The organism is Salinimicrobium terrae DSM 17865, from assembly GCF_000424665.1.
GTDB lineage: Bacteria > Bacteroidota > Bacteroidia > Flavobacteriales > Flavobacteriaceae > Salinimicrobium > Salinimicrobium terrae.
Genome location: NZ_AUKI01000002.1, coordinates 1 through 20,454, shown reverse-complemented (window position 1 = coordinate 20,454; position 20,454 = coordinate 1). Strand labels below are relative to the sequence as shown.

23 protein-coding genes are annotated in these 20,454 nt (G+C 41.1%); 14 read left to right on the top strand and 9 right to left on the bottom strand.

Annotated features, from left to right (window positions below; genetic code table 11):
* Positions 1-46: 46 nt before the first annotated feature.
* The 5 genes from H148_RS0100650 to H148_RS0100630 all read right to left on the bottom strand — a co-directional run bounded on the left by H148_RS0100650 (position 47) and on the right by H148_RS0100630 (position 4,559).
* Positions 47-1,051: an acyl-ACP desaturase gene (locus H148_RS0100650; protein ID WP_029033065.1), complete on the bottom strand. Its 1,005-nt coding sequence runs from the start codon at positions 1,049-1,051 to the stop codon at positions 47-49.
* A 92-nt stretch (positions 1,052-1,143) separates the two neighbouring features.
* Positions 1,144-1,872 (bottom strand): metallophosphoesterase family protein, encoded by a 729-nt coding sequence (locus H148_RS0100645; protein WP_029033064.1) that lies wholly within the window; start codon positions 1,870-1,872, stop codon positions 1,144-1,146.
* A gap of 2 nt (positions 1,873-1,874) precedes the next feature.
* Positions 1,875-3,011, bottom strand: coding sequence for an ATP-binding protein (locus H148_RS0100640; RefSeq protein ID WP_029033063.1), 1,137 nt, complete (start codon positions 3,009-3,011; stop codon positions 1,875-1,877).
* Positions 3,012-3,017: 6 nt separating this feature from the next.
* The gene (locus tag H148_RS0100635; protein ID WP_029033062.1) at positions 3,018-3,770 is read right to left on the bottom strand and encodes an SDR family NAD(P)-dependent oxidoreductase; all 753 of its coding nucleotides are present in this window, start codon (positions 3,768-3,770) and stop codon (positions 3,018-3,020) included.
* 21 nt (positions 3,771-3,791) lie between these two features.
* Positions 3,792-4,559 carry an aldo/keto reductase gene (locus tag H148_RS0100630; protein ID WP_029033061.1) on the bottom strand — a complete coding sequence of 256 codons (768 nt, stop codon included), beginning with the start codon at positions 4,557-4,559 and terminating at the stop codon, positions 3,792-3,794.
* Between the two features lie 150 nt (positions 4,560-4,709).
* Here H148_RS0100630 and H148_RS0100625 point away from each other — a divergent pair, with 150 nt between their 5' ends.
* The 9 genes from H148_RS0100625 (at position 4,710) to H148_RS0100585 (ending at position 14,745) form a co-directional block, all read left to right on the top strand.
* Positions 4,710-5,534 (top strand): DUF4382 domain-containing protein, encoded by an 825-nt coding sequence (locus tag H148_RS0100625; protein ID WP_029033060.1) that lies wholly within the window; start codon positions 4,710-4,712, stop codon positions 5,532-5,534.
* A gap of 148 nt (positions 5,535-5,682) precedes the next feature.
* On the top strand, positions 5,683-6,687 hold the full coding sequence (locus H148_RS0100620) for an AAA family ATPase (RefSeq protein ID WP_029033059.1): 1,005 nt from the start codon (positions 5,683-5,685) through the stop codon (positions 6,685-6,687).
* Between the two features lie 100 nt (positions 6,688-6,787).
* Positions 6,788-7,651: a DUF58 domain-containing protein gene (locus tag H148_RS0100615; protein ID WP_029033058.1), complete on the top strand. Its 864-nt coding sequence runs from the start codon at positions 6,788-6,790 to the stop codon at positions 7,649-7,651.
* A gap of 11 nt (positions 7,652-7,662) precedes the next feature.
* A complete protein-coding gene (locus H148_RS0100610; RefSeq protein ID WP_156877174.1) occupies positions 7,663-9,297 on the top strand; it encodes a DUF4381 domain-containing protein in 1,635 nt (544 codons plus the stop codon).
* The gene (locus H148_RS0100605; protein WP_029033056.1) at positions 9,297-10,301 is read left to right on the top strand and encodes a vWA domain-containing protein; all 1,005 of its coding nucleotides are present in this window, start codon (positions 9,297-9,299) and stop codon (positions 10,299-10,301) included. Before H148_RS0100610 ends, H148_RS0100605 begins: the two co-directional genes overlap by 1 nt.
* 12 nt (positions 10,302-10,313) lie before the next feature.
* Positions 10,314-11,354, top strand: coding sequence for a vWA domain-containing protein (locus tag H148_RS0100600; RefSeq protein ID WP_029033055.1), 1,041 nt, complete (start codon positions 10,314-10,316; stop codon positions 11,352-11,354).
* A complete protein-coding gene (locus tag H148_RS0100595; protein WP_051286107.1) occupies positions 11,354-12,235 on the top strand; it encodes a tetratricopeptide repeat protein in 882 nt (293 codons plus the stop codon). Before H148_RS0100600 ends, H148_RS0100595 begins: the two co-directional genes overlap by 1 nt.
* A gap of 3 nt (positions 12,236-12,238) precedes the next feature.
* Positions 12,239-13,999, top strand: a complete 1,761-nt coding sequence (locus tag H148_RS0100590) for a BatD family protein (RefSeq protein WP_029033053.1) — start codon at positions 12,239-12,241, stop codon at positions 13,997-13,999.
* Positions 13,996-14,745 carry an SH3 domain-containing protein gene (locus H148_RS0100585; protein WP_029033052.1) on the top strand — a complete coding sequence of 250 codons (750 nt, stop codon included), beginning with the start codon at positions 13,996-13,998 and terminating at the stop codon, positions 14,743-14,745. The genes H148_RS0100590 and H148_RS0100585 overlap by 4 nt, the downstream gene beginning before the upstream one ends.
* A gap of 172 nt (positions 14,746-14,917) precedes the next feature.
* Here the strand turns inward: H148_RS0100585 and H148_RS0100580 are convergent, their stop codons facing one another.
* Together H148_RS0100580 and H148_RS16980 are read right to left on the bottom strand one after the other, a co-directional pair.
* On the bottom strand, positions 14,918-15,877 hold the full coding sequence (locus tag H148_RS0100580) for a sodium-dependent bicarbonate transport family permease (RefSeq protein WP_029033051.1): 960 nt from the start codon (positions 15,875-15,877) through the stop codon (positions 14,918-14,920).
* 37 nt (positions 15,878-15,914) lie between these two features.
* On the bottom strand, positions 15,915-16,205 hold the full coding sequence (locus H148_RS16980) for a hypothetical protein (protein WP_051286106.1): 291 nt from the start codon (positions 16,203-16,205) through the stop codon (positions 15,915-15,917).
* Positions 16,206-16,832: 627 nt separating this feature from the next.
* Here H148_RS16980 and can point away from each other — a divergent pair.
* Positions 16,833-17,468, top strand: coding sequence for a carbonate dehydratase (gene can / locus H148_RS0100565; RefSeq protein WP_029033050.1), 636 nt, complete (start codon positions 16,833-16,835; stop codon positions 17,466-17,468).
* Positions 17,469-17,500: 32 nt separating this feature from the next.
* On the opposite strand, the gene H148_RS0100560 is transcribed toward can, so the two are convergent.
* Positions 17,501-18,031, bottom strand: a complete 531-nt coding sequence (locus H148_RS0100560) for a CvpA family protein (protein WP_029033049.1) — start codon at positions 18,029-18,031, stop codon at positions 17,501-17,503.
* A 47-nt stretch (positions 18,032-18,078) separates the two neighbouring features.
* Here H148_RS0100560 and H148_RS0100555 point away from each other — a divergent pair, with 47 nt between their 5' ends.
* From H148_RS0100555 to H148_RS0100540, 4 genes are all read left to right on the top strand, one after another.
* Positions 18,079-18,435 (top strand): hypothetical protein, encoded by a 357-nt coding sequence (locus H148_RS0100555; protein WP_029033048.1) that lies wholly within the window; start codon positions 18,079-18,081, stop codon positions 18,433-18,435.
* 98 nt (positions 18,436-18,533) lie between these two features.
* Entirely contained in the window at positions 18,534-19,553 is a 1,020-nt protein-coding gene (pheS, locus tag H148_RS0100550) for a phenylalanine--tRNA ligase subunit alpha (RefSeq protein ID WP_029033047.1), read from the top strand.
* Entirely contained in the window at positions 19,550-19,717 is a 168-nt protein-coding gene (locus H148_RS18550) for a hypothetical protein (RefSeq protein WP_156877173.1), read from the top strand. Before pheS ends, H148_RS18550 begins: the two co-directional genes overlap by 4 nt.
* A complete protein-coding gene (locus tag H148_RS0100540) occupies positions 19,717-20,112 on the top strand; it encodes a hypothetical protein (RefSeq protein WP_029033046.1) in 396 nt (131 codons plus the stop codon). Before H148_RS18550 ends, H148_RS0100540 begins: the two co-directional genes overlap by 1 nt.
* 48 nt (positions 20,113-20,160) lie before the next feature.
* Here H148_RS0100540 and H148_RS0100535 read toward each other — a convergent pair.
* Positions 20,161-20,454, bottom strand: a 294-nt coding sequence (locus H148_RS0100535) for an integrase core domain-containing protein (RefSeq protein ID WP_029033045.1), incomplete at its 5' end; no start/stop codon positions are given.

Below are 20,454 nucleotides of genomic sequence, written 5' to 3'. Positions count from 1 at the left end.
CTCAATTCTAAGCATTAAAAAAACCCCACAATTGCGGGGTTGTAGATTATAATTTTCCGTTTGGAGCTACCCAGGCAAACTGGTGAGGATCCTGCGGAACTTTTATTCTTTCTGCGATCCTTGTCATCCTGTCTGGTAACTTCATAAGATAATCACGGGCTTTTTCAGCCTGATCTGTAAGAGAGTTAATTTTGTCGATCTCCCAGTATTCATTAAGTTTTTGAAGAATTTCAATATAATCCTGGGTGGTATAAACCCCGAGTCTCTGAGCGGCATTGGAGAAATTTTCAAAAGCTTCGCCAATTCCCTGACCACTTTCCCTGATAAACTGCGCCGGCATAACAATCTTCTTTTTCATCATATCTTCAAAAGCCAGCATCATCTCACTTGGGTCATATTCGAAAATGGTCTTTACAAACTCCCTGTAGGCAAGGTGGTGGCGCATTTCGTCACCGGCGATGATGTTGCACATCTTTGCCAGCATTTTATTTCCTTTCTTTCTCGCCAGCTGGCCTACCCGCTTGTGAGAAATGTTAGTCGCTAATTCCTGGAAACTTGTGTAAACGAAATTGCGGTAAGGATCACGTCCTGTTCCAATGTCAAAACCGTCGTTAATTAAATATTGAGTAGTTTTTTCAACTTCTTTCATGTCTACCCTTCCCGAGAGATAAAGATATTTGTTAAGGGTGTCCCCGTGACGGTTCTCTTCCCCGGTCCAGTGGCGAATCCATTTAGCCCAACCATTCTGTAATCCTTTTTGCTGCCCGTGCTGCTCCACTCCTTCCATATCCATAAGCCAGGATTCATAGGTAGGAAGAGCTTCTTCGGTTACCATATCGGCTACCAACACCACCCAGAAGTCATACCCTAATTCCTGGGCTTCCTCACGTATTTGCCTCACTTCTTCAAAAAAACCTTCTTCCTGAGAATTTGGTAAAAGATCTGTAGGTTGCCATATATCTTCAACGGGAATAAGGTATTTTTCCACGAAATCATCAATGGATTTTTCCACGGTCTGCATTACTTCTAAACGTATATTCTTAAGGGCCATAAAATTTATCTTGCAAGGTTAACACCGCACCATTTAAGGATTGGTAATCTACAAAGATAAGAAGTTAATAAGGGAGATATTTAAAAATAATCTTAATTTCTGCCCGATTCTTCGGGATATAGTGAATGTACAGGATCACTTTGAACCAATTCCCCCGAGTTCACATCCAATAAAGAAATTTTTCCCATAAAAGCTGCCCCTGTATCTACATTGCACACGTTGGCAAAACGGGTAGGTTTATCCCGGCCTATCCGCGTTACAGGCGTATGACCAATAAAAATTTCATTGAACAGTTCCAGGCGTTTTGGGTAATGGGTATCTCCCGGTTTTAACGAAGGGTCGAGGGCCATGGCCATTTCCCAAAGCGTACGGTCCCAGTAAAACGGGGTGGGCGTGTATTCCTCCCCGGGACCTTTTTGATTAGTAAATCCTGCATGAACAAACAAACGGTTTTCTTTGTCGATGTAATAATTGACCATTTGGTCAAAAAATTCAATATGATCTTCTTTTTCCTTATTTGAAAATTGCCTGTAGGCATCGATGCTGGATTGGCCTCCATGCTGGAGCCACCTGTCATTTAGCTCGCCGGTTTTAAGCCAGCGATGGGTGAGATCATCATGGTTACCACGCAAAAAGATGCAGGTGTTTTGTTTGGCAAACTCAATAAGATATGAAACTACATTTGCCGAGTCACTCCAGCCATCAACATAATCCCCAAGAAAAATGAGTTCGTCTTCGGGGGTTATGTTAGCTCGTTTGAGTAACTGAACAAGGGCTTTTAGCCCCCCATGTATATCTCCAATAACCAGAGTTCTTCCCATTTTCAATTATATTTTACCTTTCTTAGGATCCGAAGGCTGTCCTTATATTGCTGATAGATCCTTTCATCATATTTCCTTAATTCGTCTTTTGATTCTTCCAGCTTTTCCAGTGCTGCGTTAAAACCATTGAAGTAACATAACAAATAGGTGGCTGGCAAGTTATAGAGGTCTTTTTCTTCGGACGGAGATAATGTAAGGTTTTGCTTTAGCTTATTTACCAGTGCAATATTGGAATTGTAAATATGGTATAAAGTCCTTTTCTCAAACTGTGGAGGCTCAAAGAGCATATTGGTCTTGATCTCGTAAGTGGCATTATCTCTAAAAAAGATCTTCACCTCTTCCAGGGGGTAATACTGGAATCTGTCATTTAGTCCCAGCCGCACATATTCCAGGATCGTAAATAGATCATCAGAAATTTCTATACTCACCTCATCAAGTTCAGAATAAAACAGCTTTACCTGCTCATTAATAAGTTCAATATCTACCCTTGAAAAATAGGTGTTCCCCTTCAGTTCTTTTTTCTTTCCACTCCAGCAAATAACAAAATACTCTTTAAAAACTTTATAAATGGGGCTCAGGTTTTTATGTTTTCCCATAAAGTCAAAAACCCCATCGAGTGTCATTTCTATGTTGTTTTGGGAATGGGCTTCTATTGATTCTACAATAAGCGAATTGTCACTTTGGGTTCCACGGGAAAATTCTGAAGCAATACTTATGCTGCCTTCTCTTAAAAAAACGCTGCCTTTTGGATATTTCCAAATGCCTTTGCGTAATGAGCAGGTTCTGTCTTTGTTAGGCCGTATGGTTACCAGCCCTACCACTAACTCATCAGATAAGTGCGGAAAAGGAATATTTTCATAGGCTACCAGCGGCGGATTCTCAATATAGGCATTCACCAAATTCTGTATTTTGCTGTCATCAAAGAAATCTACTCCCTGGATCGCATTATCCGCGTCTTCAACGCCAATAACCATAAAGGAATTGTTGTTGGGATTGGAATTGGCAAGGGCGCAAATATGTTTTAAAAATTTGGCTTTACCTTCTTTCTCGGCTAGGTTGATCTGGCGCTTTTTATCATAAAAACTATTCTCGCTGTTATGTGCGAGCAGGTTTTTAATAAGAAGGCGCTTGTTGATCATGGCTTCTTATTCCTTATGCACAATTGTAGAACTGGCTTGTGCAGTAGGCAGTACCAGCAGGTCGGCTATATTTACATGAGCGGGTCTTGTGACAACGAAAACCACAAGCTCGGCGATGTCTTCAGGTTTTAAGGCCTGATATCCCTCGTAAACAGATTTCGCTCTTTCGGAATCTCCTTTGAATCTTACCTCACTGAAATTAGTCTCCACCAATCCGGGATTAATAGCACCCACTCTAATTCCTTTTCCGTTCAGGTCGATTCTCATTCCCTGATTAATAGCGTCTACCGCATGTTTACTGGCGCTGTAGACATTCCCGTTGGGATAAACTTCTTTTCCGGCTAGTGAGCCAATGTTGATAATGTCTCCTGCTCCTCTCTCCACCATTTGAGGAATGATCTCCCGGCTCACGTACAGCAAGCCTTTCACATTGATATCGATCATGGCGTCCCAGTCATCCATATTTCCATTCTGTATAGGATCAAGACCATGGGCATTACCGGCATTATTCACCAAAACATCTATTCTTTTGAATTCCTGCGGAAGGCCCTGTAATGCATTATTAACTTCCTCCTTATTTCTTACGTCGAAAATCAGAATTTCAACTTTTACCTTTTTCTGAAGTCTGGTTTTAAGCTCCTGAAGTGCTTCTTTTCTTCTGCCGCAAATGACGAGGTTGAATCCGGCTTCGGCAAGGGCAATGGCTGTTGCATTTCCAATCCCGCTACTGGCTCCTGTTACTAAAGCTGTCTTATTCATAGGTGTCAAAAATGTGTTTTTTTAAAGTCTTTCAGGTAGCTTTTTCAAATCTTCTTCAATAATAGAAGTGTGAAATGCTTTATGAGCCGAATCTATGATCGTTTCAGAATTTCCTTTGATTACTGCATGAAATTGAGCTTTGTGGTGTAGTAACCAGGCGAAAAGCATCTCTTTTGGATGCAGGTTATACTTATTTGCTACCTTTTTTAGCTCCTCATGTTCATTTTCCCAATCCCCATTTTCGGGAATTATCATTTGTGTGGTGTCTTCTGTAGCGGCTTCAGCTAAGGTAAGGGTTTTCACTGCTCCAGGGGTAAAGCTGAAGGTAGAAAGAGTGGCACTGGCAGGAAAATCTTTTAAAAATTCTTTTTTCTCCCCGGGTCTTATTTCCAGCATTCCTACTTCCACAATTTTACCACCGGCCCTTAGTTCTTTTATAGTTGAAAAAAGCACTTCTAAAGGTGCATTAAAGTCCAGGATTAACAGGTCGAGATAATCTGTGTCCAGGAGCTTGAGAATCTTTTTTACCCGGGAGATGATCGTCTCTTTATTTGTAAGATCTCTGCCCGGGAAGGCAACCATTTGTACCTGATCACGACTTAATCCACTTTCACTAAATGCAGTTCCCAGGCTATGATTATAATTTTTATCCTTTGATAAATTAATTAGAAATGTTGTTATCCCTTTTTCCACGCAATGTTGAAAAAGTCTTATTTTCTTTCCTTTCGATATTTCATCCCATGCTTCCGGATCCTGAATGATACGGGAATAAGAATTTCTTTGTCTCATTTTTTAAAAGTAATGAACTCCTGCATTTTAACTAAAAGCTGTGTTGTTAAAGGAGTGTTGAGGATAGTTAATTTTAGTTAAACTTCATTAATCGATAAATTAAACCACTTTATCGAGCGTTATTATGCCTAAACCTAAAAACAATCTTTTATGAAAAAGTACCATTTATTTTTATTCCTTTTTGCTCTGGTATCGGGGCTTGTTAGTTGTAGTTCAGATGATAATTCCGGAGGAACAGAGGAAGGTATGGCAAGAGTGGCCGTAAAGTTAACCGATGCCCCTGGGGATTATGAGCATGTCTTGGTTGAAGTTGAAGATGTGATGATTAAAACGACTGCTGAAGGAAGTGAGGAAGAAGACTGGACCAGTCTTGAAGGAGTAAATACGGGAGTTATTGATCTTCTAAGTCTCACAGGTGGTGTTACTGAATTATTGGTTGATACCGAAATTGAAGCAGGTTACCTTCATCAAATCAGACTTGTTCTTGGAGATAATAACACTATTGTAGTAGTGGATGAAGAGCAGGTGGAGCATAAGTATGCCTTAGAAACTCCCAGTGCACAACAGTCGGGACTCAAAGTAATGGTAGATCAAGAGCTCGAGGCAAATGCAGAATATACTTTTATTCTGGATTTTGACGTTGACAAATCTGTTAAGAATATTGCCGGCGAGGGTTATAAACTTCATCCTGTTATTAGAGTGGCGGCAGAGGCTAATACCGGTTCTATTGTAGGGAAGGTTCATCCTACAACCGAGCAGGTACTGGTAACAGCTGAGAGCGGTTCTTTAAATGCTTCGACGTATACCGATGCTAATGGGAATTTTCAAATACATGGTCTTCCTGCGGGAACTTATCGAGTGACTGCTACTCCGGCTTCCGGATTAGGATTAGACATAGCTGTTGTGAATAATGTAGTAGTTGCAGCTGGTGCCGATGTGGATGTCGAAACTTTATGGCTCGATGTAACTGAATAAATTGCAATAAAGTTTTGCTAGTAATAAAGCAGCGGTAATCCCGCTGCTTTTTCTTTTAACAAAATTTTAAGATAAATTGGTTGAATATTTGCTGAGGTTGCGCCGTTGACTATAGATAAGTATCTTCACATATAAAAATTAATCATTCATGCAGGAAAATAACAGCTCGGTAGACATAGCGAGTATCAACGAAAAAATAGAACGCGAGAGCGCCTTTGTTGATATACTCAGTTCAGAAATGAAGAAGGTCATAGTAGGCCAAAAACATATGGTTGAACGCTTGTTAATCGGGTTACTTGGCCAGGGACACATTCTGCTGGAAGGAGTTCCCGGACTTGCAAAAACACTGGCCATAAATACGCTATCCCAGGCTGTGCATGGTTCCTTCAGCAGGATACAGTTTACGCCCGATCTTCTTCCGGCAGATGTTGTTGGGACGCTCATTTTCAACATGAAGGAAAATGATTTCAGCATTAAAAAAGGACCTATTTTCGCCAATTTCGTTCTTGCAGATGAGATTAACAGGGCGCCGGCGAAAGTGCAATCGGCTCTACTTGAAGCCATGCAGGAAAAACAAGTTACTATTGGAGAAGAAACTTTTGTGCTGGATCGTCCTTTTTTGGTTATGGCCACTCAAAACCCGGTGGAGCAGGAAGGAACTTATCCGCTGCCCGAGGCACAGGTTGACCGTTTTATGCTGAAGACGGTAATAAAATATCCCGAAATGGCCGATGAACAAATGATCATTCGAGCCAATCTTAAAGGAAGTTTTGAAAAGGTGAATCCTGTTGTGAGTCTGGAGCAAATTGCAAGGGCACAACAAGCGGTGCGGGAGGTATATATGGATGAAAAGATTGAAAAATACATTCTCGATATAGTTTTTGCTACACGTTTCCCCGAAAAATACAGGCTTGAGAGCCTTAAGCCGCTTATCAATTTCGGAGCTTCTCCAAGGGGAAGTATAAACCTGGCGACAGCAGCCAAATGCTACGCTTTTATTAAACGTCGCGGTTACGTAGTACCAGAGGATGTTCGTGCCATCGTACACGATGTACTGCGTCACAGGATTGGTATTACCTATGAAGCCGAAGCCGAAAATGTAACTTCTGAAGATATCATTAACAAGATCGTAAACGAGATCGAAGTACCTTAATAATGAACAATTGATCAATTAGCAATGATCAGGTTTTTAGATTCTGATAATTGCTGATTATTTCCTGTTAATTGTTTATTGATCATTGTCAATTGAAAAAATGGATACTAAGGAGTTACTCAAAAAAGTACGGAAAATAGAGATTAAAACCCGCCGGTTAAGTGACCACATCTTTGGCGGCGAGTATCACTCTACCTTTAAAGGTCGTGGAATGACCTTTAGTGAGGTGCGCCAGTATCATTTTGGAGATGATGTAAGAAATATTGACTGGAATGTGACTGCGCGTTATTCCGAACCTTTTGTGAAGGTTTTTGAAGAAGAACGTGAGCTCACAATGATGCTGGTAGTTGACGTTTCCGGTTCCGGATTGTTTGGAACCCGAAATGGATTTAAGCAGGACATCATCACAGAAATTGCCGCTACTTTGGCATTTTCGGCTACCCAAAACAATGATAAGATCGGGCTCATTCTTTTTTCAGATGTTATTGAGCTTTATATTCCGCCGAAGAAAGGCCGCTCTCACGTACTTCGAATAATTAGAGAACTCTTAGAGTTTGAACCGAAAAGCCACAAAACTAACCTTGAAAATGCGCTGAGTTATCTTTCTCGCGTCATGAAGAAGAAGGCGATCGTATTTGTGCTTTCAGATTTTATTGATGAAGACTACCAGCGAACCTTAAAAATAACCAGTGGCCGCCATGACGTGACTGGAATTCGGGTCTACGACGAACGGGAAGAGGAAATTCCTAACCTTGGAATGGTCGCCATGCAGGACGAAGAAACCGGTAAAAGAATAATGGTAGATACCTCTTCCAGAGCAGTACGGAAAAATTATTCCCGGTATTACCGCGAACGGGTTGACTATTTTTCTGAAAGCTTTAGAAGAAGCGGGGCAGGAAGCCTTAGCACCCGTGTTGATGAAAGTTATGTAAAAAAATTACTCGGCTATTTTAAGGCCAGATAAAAGATTATTTAATGCAAAGAATTTTAAGGCAGAATGGCATTTTTGAAACCCTAAAGAATAACTTTCTTTTATTCTGTCTGTTCATATTTTTTCTTACTTCAGGACTTACTGAAGTTCGTGCCCAGGAAGTTTCGGCTTCTGTGGATACTACCACGATTAAAATTGGAGAGCAGATCACCTATAAACTTTCGGTGGAAGCAGACCGGGAAGATCTGGTAGTTTTCCCCGAAGGCCAGACTTTTTCTCCGCTGGAAATGATCGAGGCTTATGCCATTGACACCAGCGATATTAGTGACCGTTACCGTCTCGTTCGTGAGTACGCCCTTACCCAATTTGACTCCGGCAGCTATACTATTCCGCGGCAGCGGGTATTGATCAATGATCGGGAATTTCTTACTGATTCCTTTGCAGTGGTGGTGAATGATGTAGTAGTTGATACCACAAAGCAAAAAATGTTTCCCATAAAACCTGCCGTTGAGGTGCCACCGGCTTTTGAAATTTCAGCCTGGATATTGTGGTTGCTGGGGATTATACTTTTGGGGGTAGTAGTTTACCTGCTTTACAGGAGCAGGAAAAAAAGAAAAGAGGCTGCGAAACAGCTTCCGCCATACGAGCGTGCACTTTTTGAACTGAAACAGCTTGATGATTCTCATCTTTTAGAACAACGGGAGATCAAGGAATACTATTCTCAGCTTTCAGCCGCTGTGAGGCGATATCTTGATGGGGACATTTACGATCATGCTTTGGAAAGTACCACAAATGAACTCATCGCCTACCTCGAAGCCGAAAGAGATCGTGGCAGATTAAAACTTGAGAACACCACGATTAGCCGGTTAAAAGAGATTTTAGAAAGAGCCGATCTCGCCAAGTTTGCAAATTCCCGGCCCGATGTCCTTACTGCAAAGGAAGATCGCAGTAGTGTTGAGAATGTAATTAAAGACACGAAAGCTTCAATTCCGCAGCCTACAGAGGAGGAATTGCTTGCCGATAAAGAATATCGCGAAAGGTTAGAGCGAAAAAAGAAGGTCAAAAAGATCATTTTAGGAATAGTTGTGGTGGTACTACTTATAAGTGCAGGTACGGCCTACATAATCTCCACCCGCGGATTTGAATATTTTACAGATACTTACATAGGAAATACAAGCAAAGAAATACTGGAAAGTGAATGGATCTCCAGTGAATACGGTACTCCTGCAGTTACTATTGCCACCCCGGATGTCCTGGTGAGGGATATAAATAACCCCGATGCAATGGCTACCGGAAAAGAAACTTTTAATTACGGAAGTCTTGATTCCAACCTGTTCGTAAGTATTAATACCCGCCGGGCAGGGGAAGATTTTAGTCTTGACTCTGCTCTTGAGGAGGTTTATACATATCTGGAAGAGAGGGGTGCGAGAAATATAATTACCAAGCAGGAAGAATTTACAACTCTAAATGGATTGGAAGGTTTAAAAGTCTTTGGAACCATGACCTTCCAGGAAGATGAAAAATCACAACCTGTTTCAAAAAAATATTCGATTCTGAACTTTGGAATGGGAGAAGGATACCAGCAGGTGGTAATGATCTACAATGAAGAAGATAAATATGCCGATGAGATTGCTCAGCGAATAACGACATCGGTTGAACTTATAAACAAAGCGAATTAATGTTCGAAGGATTATTTTTTGAAGACCCGCAGTTCTTTTGGTTATTGCTGCTCCTGCCGCTGGCTTTGGGCTGGTATGTGTGGAAACGCAACCGCCAAACAGCCGAACTCAGGATCTCGAGCATAAAAGGTTTTGAAGCCAAACCCGGCTTACTTGGAAAATTTCGTCCGGTTTTATTCGTGTTGAGATTGATGGTTCTCGCTCTTGTAATAACAGCACTTGCAAGACCGCGTAGCGTCGATGTCTCCTCCCAAACCAGCAGTAATTTTGGGATTGACATTGTAATGGCTATAGATGTTTCAGCGAGTATGCTGGCGCGTGATCTTGATCCAAACCGGCTCGAAGCAACAAAAGAAGTGGCCGCAGACTTTGTCAAAAATCGTCCTGCAGACAGGATAGGACTGGTAGTTTACGCCGGAGAAAGTTTTACTCAAACTCCTATTACCAGTGATAAAAGCATTGTGCTAAGTGCACTTGAGGAGATTGAGTACAACAATTTGCTGGAGAATGGTACCGCTATTGGGATGGGTCTCGCTACAGCAGTGAACAGATTAAAAGATAGTAAAGCGGAAAGTAAAGTGGTCATTTTGCTTACCGATGGAATGAATAATGCAGGGTTTATCGATCCCACCATAGCCAGCGAACTTGCGGTTGAATTCGGGATTAAAGTATATACCATCGGAGTGGGAAGTAACGGCACCGCCTTATCTCCCATAGCTATTTTACCAAATGGAAATTTCCAGTACGGCAGGGTACCCGTGGAAATTGATGAAGACCTCCTAAGAGAAATTTCCAAAACCACCGGCGGACAATACTTCCGGGCGACCGATAATGAATCCCTTGAGGAAATATATGCGGAAATAGATGAGCTGGAAAAAACTGAAATAGAAGAATTCAGGTTTTATAATTACGAGGAAAAATTCCGGCCGTTGATTTTACTGGCAGGATTTCTGTTATTGTTTGAAGTACTGTTGAGATTTACTGTTTTCAGAAGCTTTGTATAAAAAAAGTAGAAGATGTTTTTGTTAGAAGATAAAACTTATTTGTGGTTATTGATCGGCATTCCTGTCATAGTACTGCTGTATGCCATGGTTATCTTTTGGCAAAAAAGAACACAGCGCAAATTTGCCGACAAAGAATTGCTGGACAGGTTGAGCCCTAACCGCTCCACCGGGAAACAGGTAATGAAGATCATCCTGCTTTGCCTTGCTATTACCAGTTTTGTAATAGCACTGGTGAATCCGCAGTTTGGCACAAAATTGGAAACTGTAAAAAGAGAGGGAGTAGATGTCGTTTTTGCTCTGGATGTTTCAAAGAGTATGCTGGCCGAAGATATTGCGCCAAACCGGCTTGAGAAATCGAAACAACTGGTCACGCAGATAATTAACAATCTGGCCAGTGACCGGGTTGGGATCATAGCTTATGCCGGTAGTGCATTTCCGCAGTTACCAATCACGACAGATTATGCTGCGGCTAAAATGTTCCTTCAGAACATGAATACCGATATGCTTTCATCGCAGGGAACAGCCATTAGGGAAGCGATAGAACTGGCAAAAACCTACTTTAATGATGATGGACAGACTAACAGGGTCCTTTTTCTAATTAGTGATGGGGAAGACCATGAAGGAAATATTGAGGAAATAGCTGCGGAAGCTGCCCGTGAAGGCATCAGGATCGTGACTATTGGGGTGGGAACTTCAAAAGGAGGACCAATTCCCGTGAAAAGAAATGGCGTAATTCAGAATTATAAGAAGGATAATCAGGGGGAAACAGTAATTACCAGACTTAATGAAGAAACCCTGAAGGAGATAGCTTCCGAAGCAAACGGGAGATATATTGATGGAAGAGTAACTTCCGAAGTTGTGGAAGAAGTGACAGAGATCCTCCAAAATATGGACAAAAAAGAATTTGAATCGCAGCAAATAGCCGAGTATAAAAGTCAATTCCAATGGTTTTTAGCCTTGGGTCTGCTGTTTTTGTTGCTTGATATTCTGTTACTTGAACGACAAACTTCCTGGTTAAAAAGGTTAAATTTGTTTAACGAAAAAAGAAGCTGATGATGAAAAGAATGACCAAACAATACCTGCCAAAAATGATGTTTTTTGGTATCCTTTTTTCTTTTCCTTTTTTTGCTGCTGCGCAGGAAAATCCTGAAGTTGCAACTAAAGCAGCAAAAAAATATATGCAGGAAGCAGAAGCTGCACTGGCCGATAATAACCCGGCTACTGCAGAAGCTTTTTATCGTAAAGCAATAGCAAAAGATCCTGCAAATGCCGAAGCGAAATACAATCTGGGAAATCTTTACTATAACAAGGACATTACAAGTCAGGCTTTGGAGCGTCACCGTGGCGCTGCAACTACAGCTGAGGAAAAGCCTTTAAAACATGACGCTTTTCACAACCAGGGTAATGCCTATATGAAGCAGAAAAAGTACAGTGAAGCTGTGGAGGCATATAAGCAATCCCTGCGCAATAATCCAAAAGACGACGAAACCCGTTATAATCTTGCTCTGGCTAAAAAGATGCTGGAAGAAGAGGAAAAGCAGGGCGGCGGCGGTGACAGCAACGAAAAGGATCAGCAGGACCAGGAAAATCAACAGGATAAGAACGAACAGCAGGAGGGAGAGAACGAGAAGGAGCAGAGCGATGACGGTCAACCCGATGATAAAGAGGGTGGTGATAAAAAAGAAGACGAAAATAAAGAAGGCGAGCAAAAGAAAGATAATGCCGGCCAGCCAGGCGATAAAGAGCAGAAAAAACAGGAACAACCAAAAGAAGGTGAGCAGCCCAAACAGCCACAACAACGGCCGGGACAGCTTTCTCCACAACAGGTGAAAAACCTGCTGGAAGCTATGGGAAATGAAGAACAGAAAGTGCAGGAAAGGATAAATGCTAAAAAGGCTAAGGGTGTTCCTGTACAAACAGAAAAAGACTGGTAAAAAATGAAGCACAAACTGCTACTTTTAGTGATGTTTCTTGTCTCAGGCTTTGCCATTGGACAGGTACAGTTTGAGGCCAAAGTAAGCAAGGATAAACTTGGGGTGAATGAGCGTCTTAGGGTTGACTTTGAAATGAACCAGGATGGTGATAATTTTAATCCTCCGGAATTTGCCAACTTTACTGTTGTTGGAGGTCCAAACCAGTCGGTAAGTAACAGCTGGATCAATGGAAAGAGAAGCTACTCCAAAACATACAGCTATTTTCTCGCTCCAAAAGGCCGGGGAAATTTCACTATTGGCCAAGCTGAGATCACGATAGACGGTAATATTTATAAAACTACACCGGTACAGGTGGAAGTCACTGCGGCTGTAGATGAACCAACAGACGGTGAAAATTCAGAATACATAGCTTCAGAAAATATTCATCTGGTAGCAGAAATATCCGATACCAACCCTTATTTAAATGAGGCCATTACGGTTGTCTATAAGTTGTATGTGAGTCCTCGTATCAATGTGAGTGACTGGCGCCAGATCGATAGTCCAAAGTTTAGCGATTTCTGGAGCCAGAATATAGATATTAGAAGGCTGCAGGTCGAGAATGGAACCTATGATGGCGAACCCTACAGGTTTGTGGTACTTCGGAAGACAGTGCTTTATCCGCAAAAGACCGGAAAGCTGAACATTGAACCGCTAACCCTGAATATTTCTGTTGAGGTGCCCGGTAACCGAAGGGATATCTTTGGGAACAGGTTTTATGAAACTGTAGATAAAGTAGTTGCTGCGGGAAATCGCAGTATTGAAGTAAAACCTTTACCACAGGAAGGCCGCCCGGCCGACTTTACCGGTGCTGTTGGTAAAAATCTGAATCTCAACGTAACCACCGACAAAACTGAACTTCGCGCAACCGAGTCGCTGCAGGCCACTGTAGAGGTAACCGGACAGGGAAATCTTAAATTGTTCGACCTGCCACCTTTGACCGTACCTGCCTCTATGGAGAAATATGAGCCTGAGTATGTAGAAGACGTCAATACCACAATTAATGGGATGCAGGGGAGCATATTGAATAACTACACTTTGGTGCCGCAGTCAAAAGGAAAGTATCCGATTCCCCCTGTCACTTTTAGTTATTTTGATCTCGATTCCCAGTCCTATAGAACCCTCACTTCAGACGAGATCATGGTAGATGTGGCTGCACCGCCGGGGGGAAGCCAACCGGCTTCGGGAAGTACAGGAGCGATCGTACAGCAGGAGCCTACCGCTGCAAAGCAATTTAGATATATAAAACTCAGTACCTCTTTAAAAACAATTGGCGAAGCGCCTTTTATGGGATCTGCTTTATTCTGGAGTTTGTTTCTTTCACCTTTACTCTTCATTCCGCTGGTGATCCTCTTGGGAAAAAAAAGGCGTGAAAAAGCCGGGGATGTCCGCGGAAACAGGATTAGAAAAGCCGATCGTTTGGCGCGTAAATATCTTTCTGAAGCTAAAAAGAATCTGGGAGATCAAACAAAATTTTACGAATCCCTTGAAAGGGCACTACATAATTATTTAAAAGCCAAGTTACACATCCAGACCAGTGAGATGAGTAAGGAAAGGATAATGGAGCTTTTAGAAAGTAAGGGTGCTAATGCCACTACGGTGGCAGAGTTTAATGAGCTGCTAAAGAGCTGTGAATTTGCCCGCTATACTCCTGCATCAAACGTTGCGATGCAGCAGGATTATGATAAGGCCGTGCGTGTAATTTCAAAATTGGATAAACAAGTATGAAAAAGCTAATCTTTTTACTGGCATTGTGTTTCAGTTTTACCGGAATTGCTCAAAATTCTCAACTTTTTGAGACTGCTAATGAGGCATATGCCGCAGGAAATTATGATAGGGCGATTGAGCAATATGAACAGATCCTCGCTGGCGGAGAAACATCGGCCGCAGTGCATTACAACCTGGGTAACTCTTATTACAAGCTGAACAGAGTTGCGCCCAGTATTTACCACTACGAAAAGGCTTTACAATTGAAACCCGGTGATGAGGATGTCCGCAACAATCTTGAATTTGCTAAGAATATGGCAATAGACGCTATAGGAGAGGAAGAAAGAACCGGGTTTAGAGGCATTTTTGACACTTCTACTGCAGCATTCTCTGCATCAGGCTGGGGTTGGGTTGCCATTTTTTGTATGCTAACGTTTGTCGTGTTCTTTCTGGTTTATTATTTCAGTAGAAAAACCATGGTTAAGAGATTGCTTTTCATAGGAGCCATGTTCTTTGTCGTGATGGCAATATCTTCAGCAATAATAGCCGCAACAAAGCAAAACTTTCAGCAGGAAAGGGATTATGCTATAATTTTTTCTGAAGAGGTTGAAGTAAAGAACGAACCCTCGCCCCGGGCCGAAGAAGCTTTATTACTCCATGAAGGAGCGAAGGTGAAGATTGTCGAAGATTTCCAGGACTGGGTTGAAATTGAGTTGCCAAACGGAAGTCGTGGCTGGATGCCTAAAGAGGGTATAAAAAGATTATAAGCTTAAGCTTAACAGTTGTTTTCCAATTCTAGAGCGTATGATCGGTGCTTTAATTAAAGTTTAGCACTCTTTAATGAAAGATTTCTTTGTTACTCTTCTCTTATCTTGAATTTCGGAGTTAATATCATCATAATCCTAACTTCTTTAAAGAAGTATTATATTCTCTTGTTCCTTATGCTAGGATCACCGACATATAGAGCGGGAATCCCAGAGTTATATTGAAGGGGAAAGTTACAGCCAGGGCCATAGGCAAGTATAATCCCGGATTTGCTTTTGGTACTGCCATTTTCATGGCAGCCGGCACAGCGATGTAAGATGCACTGGCGCAAAGGATCGCGAGCATAAATCTATCTCCTACACTTTCTGTTACAAATTGGCTTAACCATGCAACCGCAATTCCATTTACCACCGGAATAAAAATGGCAAACAGAGTTGTAAACCAGCCATTTCTTAAAAAATCTCCTAATTTTCTTCCGCTAACAATTCCCATGTCTAAAAGGAAAAGAGCCAGGAACCCTTTAAATATGTCAGTAGTAAAAGGAGTTATATCTTGTGCCTGACTTTCACTTGCAAGAGCTCCAATTACAAGGCTTCCAAGAATCATCAATACACTTCCATTGGCAAAAGAATGACCTACCAGGCTTCCTACCTTTGGTGATGTTGTACTTTTTTTCCCGTACAGCATAATTAATACTACTCCTACAACAATTGCTGGTGCTTCCATTAGGGCCATAAGAGCAACCATGTGTCCGCTGTAAGGAACTTGTTGCAATTCCAGAAATGAAACTGCAGTAACAAAAGTCACAGCACTAATAGAACCGTAAGCTGCTGCAATGGCTCCGGCATTTTCAGTACTAAGTTTTCTTTTTAAGATGAAAAAGGTATAAATGGGAATAATGATAGAACTTACCACACCAAATAAAAGAACCCATATAATTTCCATGGAAAATTCGCTATGGGCAAGTTCCCGTCCCCCATTAAATCCAATCGAAAACAGGAGATAAAGCGAAATAAATTTTGATGAGTTAGGCGGTATTTCCAGATCACTTTTGATATAAACTGCAATAATTCCTAAAAGGAAGAACAGTAAAGCCGGACTGGTGAGGTTGTCAATTAATAGATCTATATTCATCCAGGAGGGGGTTTAATTGAATTTTAAATAATTATTCTTAAATCTGGTATTTCTTTTCTACAGGATTTCCAGAGATATGTATGGAAGATTCCACATCCAGTAAGATGTTCACATCTTCAGCTTTTCTGATCAATGCGATTATTTCCTTTTTCGCCTCTTCCAGCTCTTTGATTCTCTGCCGGGAATGTTCCTGGGATAATCCAGTGCGTATCTCAGAACTGAAGTTCTTTGTAGAATGGAATTTGATTTTATCGTTGATCAGGGTCAGAAGAACCTCCTTTGCTTCCTCGGGAGTGAATTTATTATCTATTAATTTCAAAGTGTACATAATCTCAGATTTTGAATTAAAAGAAATATATAAAAAATTAATTCTAATATTTGAAGGTCCTTAAAACTTTAGACCGGTGCAAATCTCCGAATTAATATACATAAACAGAAATTTATTAATTACTTAAATAGAATGTGAGGAGTGCCTACTCTATTAAATACATTTAAAAGTCATTCCAGGTTGTATTAAAAACTCCGTGAAACCGATATAATCTTCAACCGCTGTAACTTTTCCAACTTGAAGCCGTCAGGAGTAATTTACGATTCTCTGACGGAAAAAATGAGATACTTTCTCCCGGAAAATATGTGATGTTTTATTTTTTATCTACTTTTATATAACAGCAGAAGGAGGTGAATTTTTCCTGAATATTTTCATTTAGCTCCCTTTTTGAAGCTTTTAAAGGATTGAATTATTTTACTCGTGGTTAATTTATATCTGATCATTTGCAGGTCAAAGTCCTGCGACTTAGTTGAGAAAAATAGAAGCTAAAAAACGGCGATTAAAATCCATGTCTGATATCATGGTTTTTTTAAAAAATGCCGAAGGACAGGGAACGGGAATTGAGAAACGAGAGTATTGGAAATATTTGGGAAAAAATTTAATCCGAGAGTTCTAATAAAAAATACTATGCCTGATTTTTATAGAAAAATAATTGAGAACAATAAAAAATGGGTTGAAGAAACCACATTAAATGATCCGCAATTTTTCGAAAGATTGGCTCAGGGACAACAACCACCGTTGTTGTGGATAGGTTGTGCAGATAGCCGTGTTCCCGCCAACCAGATCATTGGAGCGCAACCGGGAGAAGTCTTTGTTCACAGAAATATTGCCAATATGGTAGTGCATTCCGATATGAATATGCTGAGTGTTCTGGATTATGCAGTGAATGTACTTAAGGTGAAACATGTAATCGTTTGCGGACATTACGGCTGCGGTGGGGTAAAAGCTGCTATGGGTAATGAATCCATAGGACTAATTGATAACTGGATTCGTCATATAAAAGATGTCTATCGTCTTCACAACCGGGAACTTGATGCCATTGAAGATAAACAGGAGCGTTTTGATCGTTTTGTGGAATTGAACGTTCGAGAACAGGTTAATGATCTTGCCAAGACTTCCATCGTGCAGAACGCCTGGAATCACGATCAGCCATTATTTCTTCATGGTGTGGTTTATGGAGTGGGATCAGGAATTATTCAGGATCTGGGAGTGAACATCAGCAACAACTCCGAACTTGATGAGGTCTATCAATTGAGCTTCTAAAACACCTTCCAAAAAAGGTGATTTTTTCAATACTATTTTTGAGCTTCATCAGCTTCAGAAGAGGTTTTGAAAAGATCCCCTTCTTTTACTTCTTCAATAATAGTGGGTAGAAAAGCCGGGGCGAGTATCCTGACAGGTTCGTAGAGGACAGATTCTTCTTTTGTAGCTTCTTCGGCATGAAAAACCTCGAAGCGTTCTATGAACATGATAAATATACTTGCCAAAAATGCCATTTTTAGCACCCCTAACGCTGCGCCGGCTAACCTGTTAACGATTCCAAGTGCCACCATGTGCACCATCTTGGTAAGGAAACTCCCCGCCAGCGAGATAAGAAAAGCGACTAGAAAGAAAGTGACGGCAAAAGAAAGAACGGTGAGATATTTTTCATCCCAATCAATAAACGAATTCAGGAATGCATAGGTGGCACCTGAAAAGTGAATAGCGGCATATATCCCTCCAATGAGGGACAGCAGGCCGGCAAGTTCTGCAAAAAAGCCTTTAAAAAGCCCCCTTACAAGCCCAAGAAGGAGGAATATACTGAGGAGCAGGTCCAGAACATTCATGTGCTCAAAGATAGCAATTTCCCGTTCTTAGTAATTATCTTTGCGCCATGTCAAGAGATGAACAATTAAAACAACGCTGGGCCGAGGTGGAAACCAAGCTGTCAAAGCAATTTGCAGATGGTGAAAAACTGGAGCTCGATGCCATTATATATATTATAGGTCTTCAGGAACTGGGGCAGGTGCACAGGAAATTCAAAAAGGATCATAAGCTCGACCTAATGCATATTGCAATTTGTCGGCTCCTGGAGCCTTACGGGTACTACGAATTTGAATATTTTGATGATGAAGGCTGGCCACACTACAAGACTTTGGAAAATCTGCCACAATTAAAGGCGGGGGAGCAACAGGTGCTCATGAAAGAAGCTATTGTTCAGTATTTCCTGGAAAAAGAATACATAAAATAGCATTTTTGACAGGTAAGTAATCATTTTATACGGTCTACCTGGACAGTTGAAGTGCCGCATTATTTTCCTAAATTTGCGCCTCCTAAAGAAAAGGAACCATGACAGAAACCATTAAGGAACACATCGCTGAAATTGAAGCTTTCACGGCAAATACGAAAGAAGAAGTAGAAATTTTCCGTATAAAGTACCTTGGCAAAAAGGGTATTTTGAACCAGTATTTTGCTGAATTCAAAGCGGTGCCAAATGAGGAGAAAAAAGCTTTTGGACAGGCGGTGAATGAACTTAAGGATGCTGCTACCAATAAAGTGCAGCAGCTAAAAGAGGAACTGGAGAGTCGTGAGGAAGAAAAAGGGATCTATGGTGACCTTACGCGTCCCGGTGAACCGGTTGAAATTGGTGCTCGCCATCCTATTTCTATTGTAAAGAACCAGATCATTGAGATCTTCTCCAATATTGGATTCAATGTTTCTGAAGGGCCTGAAATGGAAGATGACTGGCATAATTTTACTGCCCTTAACCTTCCCGAATATCACCCGGCAAGGGATATGCAGGATACCTTTTTCATTCAGACGAATCCCGATGTGCTGTTGCGCACCCATACCTCCTCGGTGCAGGTGCGGTATATGGAAAACAATAAGCCGCCGATTAGAACCATCTCTCCCGGAAGAGTTTTTAGAAATGAGGCCATTTCTGCCCGATCACATTGTATTTTTCATCAGGTAGAAGGACTTTACGTTGACAAAAACGTATCATTTGCAGATTTAAAGCAAACTTTGTTGTACTTTACTAAGCAGTTGTTCGGGAAATCGAAGATAAGGTTACGACCTTCTTATTTTCCGTTTACAGAACCAAGTGCAGAGGTTGACATTTACTGGGGCCTTGAAACCGAAACCGACTACCGAATCACGAAAGGTACCGGCTGGCTGGAAATCATGGGCTGCGGAATGGTCGATCCAAATGTGCTGCGTAACTGTAACATAGATCCTTCAGAATATTCAGGTTTTGCTTTTGGGATGGGAATAGAAAGAATTGCTATGCTGCTTTACCAGATTGGGGATATTCGAATGTTCTATGAAAACGACATGAGATTTTTAGAACAGTTTAAATCATCTATATGAAAACAGCAGGCCTTATTGTTATCGGAGTTATTGCTTTAGGAATTATTATCTTATTAATAGCCATTGAAATCATTGAGTTTACAATAGGAGCCATCCTTCTTGGAGTTGCAGCACTAATCCTTTACGGGCTTTATAAATGGGCTAAAAACAAGATCAGCGATTAGTGAAGAAGGACATTGAAATTCCTGAAGTTAAAGAGGTTTACGTTGCTGCCGTGCGGGAAAAGCATAAGGATTATGGCACTTTTGACTGGAATGCTTACCTGATTAATGACCGGTCTGAAGCAATTGAAGGAGTTTTGATTGTGACCAAAGGTTACGATGGTAAACGGGAAACTTCAACAATGAGGCACAGCATAACGAAATTGCCGCCACAATCTTTTGCTAAAGTAGAATTTCTGCAGGACGACGTTCTCCAGCTGAATAATGAATTTTCCGTTTCCTTTTTTGCTGAAGGAAAAATGTTCCATAAAAAATTTACGTTCCCAAAGAACAGCATCAATGATAAAGCTCTTCAGGATGTGCCTGTGATGCAGAAGAAGGGTGTATTGCTGAAATAAAGCCTCACCCCCGCCTCTCCGAAGGAGAGGAGCTACTGTAAGCTTCCCCTAATTAGAACTGTTTGATGGGATAAAATTATTGTTTTTGGTTTTATCTGTAGTCGCTAATAGAGAATTAAATTCAGCATATTCTATTGGTGCCATTTTTCCTAATGCATCATGTGGTCTTTGATTATTATAATCATCCATCCAGATTTGAGTTTGTTCTCTTACCTGATTCAAGTCTTCAAAAATGTATTTATTTAAAACTCCTCTTCTATAGGTGCCGTTGAATCGTTCAATAAAAGCATTCTGTGTGGGTTTCCCTGGCTGGATATACTGGAAATCGATTCCATGCATCTG

Bases quoted from the DNA above. Each gene is read 5' to 3' on its own strand.
- H148_RS0100625 (WP_029033060.1), top strand. From the start codon at position 4,710: ATGAAAAAGTACCATTTATTTTTATTCCTTTTTGCTCTGGTATCGGGG.
- H148_RS0100600 (WP_029033055.1), top strand. From the start codon at position 10,314: ATGTTTTTGTTAGAAGATAAAACTTATTTGTGGTTATTGATCGGCATT.
- H148_RS0100620 (WP_029033059.1), top strand. From the start codon at position 5,683: ATGCAGGAAAATAACAGCTCGGTAGACATAGCGAGTATCAACGAAAAA.
- H148_RS0100650 (WP_029033065.1), bottom strand. From the start codon at position 1,051: ATGGCCCTTAAGAATATACGTTTAGAAGTAATGCAGACCGTGGAAAAA.
- H148_RS18550 (WP_156877173.1), top strand. From the start codon at position 19,550: ATGAAAACAGCAGGCCTTATTGTTATCGGAGTTATTGCTTTAGGAATT.
- pheS (WP_029033047.1), top strand. From the start codon at position 18,534: ATGACAGAAACCATTAAGGAACACATCGCTGAAATTGAAGCTTTCACG.
- H148_RS0100630 (WP_029033061.1), bottom strand. From the start codon at position 4,559: ATGAGACAAAGAAATTCTTATTCCCGTATCATTCAGGATCCGGAAGCA.
- H148_RS0100640 (WP_029033063.1), bottom strand. From the start codon at position 3,011: ATGATCAACAAGCGCCTTCTTATTAAAAACCTGCTCGCACATAACAGC.
- H148_RS0100610 (WP_156877174.1), top strand. From the start codon at position 7,663: ATGCAAAGAATTTTAAGGCAGAATGGCATTTTTGAAACCCTAAAGAAT.
- H148_RS0100615 (WP_029033058.1), top strand. From the start codon at position 6,788: ATGGATACTAAGGAGTTACTCAAAAAAGTACGGAAAATAGAGATTAAA.
- H148_RS0100635 (WP_029033062.1), bottom strand. From the start codon at position 3,770: ATGAATAAGACAGCTTTAGTAACAGGAGCCAGTAGCGGGATTGGAAAT.
- can (WP_029033050.1), top strand. From the start codon at position 16,833: ATGCCTGATTTTTATAGAAAAATAATTGAGAACAATAAAAAATGGGTT.
- H148_RS0100645 (WP_029033064.1), bottom strand. From the start codon at position 1,872: ATGGGAAGAACTCTGGTTATTGGAGATATACATGGGGGGCTAAAAGCC.
- H148_RS0100590 (WP_029033053.1), top strand. From the start codon at position 12,239: ATGAAGCACAAACTGCTACTTTTAGTGATGTTTCTTGTCTCAGGCTTT.
- H148_RS0100585 (WP_029033052.1), top strand. From the start codon at position 13,996: ATGAAAAAGCTAATCTTTTTACTGGCATTGTGTTTCAGTTTTACCGGA.
- H148_RS0100555 (WP_029033048.1), top strand. From the start codon at position 18,079: ATGTCAAGAGATGAACAATTAAAACAACGCTGGGCCGAGGTGGAAACC.
- H148_RS0100580 (WP_029033051.1), bottom strand. From the start codon at position 15,877: ATGAATATAGATCTATTAATTGACAACCTCACCAGTCCGGCTTTACTG.
- H148_RS16980 (WP_051286106.1), bottom strand. From the start codon at position 16,205: ATGTACACTTTGAAATTAATAGATAATAAATTCACTCCCGAGGAAGCA.
- H148_RS0100605 (WP_029033056.1), top strand. From the start codon at position 9,297: ATGTTCGAAGGATTATTTTTTGAAGACCCGCAGTTCTTTTGGTTATTG.
- H148_RS0100595 (WP_051286107.1), top strand. From the start codon at position 11,354: ATGATGAAAAGAATGACCAAACAATACCTGCCAAAAATGATGTTTTTT.
- H148_RS0100560 (WP_029033049.1), bottom strand. From the start codon at position 18,031: ATGAATGTTCTGGACCTGCTCCTCAGTATATTCCTCCTTCTTGGGCTT.